General features: G+C 61.0%; 1 protein-coding gene. It reads left to right on the forward strand.

The genetic code is table 11. The annotated features are described in order from the left end of the window. Positions 1-787: FG-GAP repeat domain-containing protein (locus Sru01_RS35130; protein WP_203995275.1), on the forward strand; the 787-nt coding region annotated here is incomplete at its 5' end.

A 787-nucleotide genomic window follows, 5' to 3' on the forward strand; every position in this document is an offset into this window, starting at 1 on the left:
GGATGGGCATCGGGTGCAGATGGGGGATCTGAACGCCGACGGGCTGGATGATCTGGTGCAGGTCCGCGACAACGGTGATGTGGTGGTGTTCTGGAACTCCGGTAACAATCCCAACTATTCGTGGCAGAACAACCGGCTGGTGTTGCAGGGGATCACCGATCCGTCGCAGATCCGGGTGGGGGACTTCAACAACGACAAGAAGGACGACCTTCTGCAGATCCGGTCGAACGGTGATTTGGTGGTCTTCTGGAATTCGGGTCAGAATCCGAATTTCTCCTGGTCGAACAACCGGCTGGTGCTGGGCGGGATCACCGACAAGGGGCAGATCAACGTCGGGGACTTCAACGCCGACGGAATGGACGACCTGGTCCAGGTGCGCCCGAACGGTGATGTGGTGGTGTTCTGGAACTCCGGTGAGAATCCGAATTTCTCCTGGTCGAACAACCGGCTGGTGCTGGGCGGGATCACCGACAAGGGGCAGATCAAGGCCGGGGACTTCAACGCCGACGGCAAGGCCGATCTGCTGCAGACCCGTCCCAACGGTGATGTGGTGGCGTTCTGGAACGCCGACACCAATCCGAATTTCTCCTGGTCGAACAACCGGCTGGTGCTGGGCGGCATCCCCGACCAGGCCCAGGTCAAGGCCGGCGACCTGAACAACGACGGCAAGGACGACCTGGTCCAGGTGCGCCCGAACGGTGATGTGGTGGTGTTCTGGAACTCCGGTGAGAACCCGAACTTCTCCTGGCAGAACAACCGCCTCGTCCTCGGCGGCATGGCCCTCTGA

It is taken from the genome of Sphaerisporangium rufum (genome assembly GCF_016863395.1).
GTDB lineage: Bacteria > Actinomycetota > Actinomycetes > Streptosporangiales > Streptosporangiaceae > Sphaerisporangium > Sphaerisporangium rufum.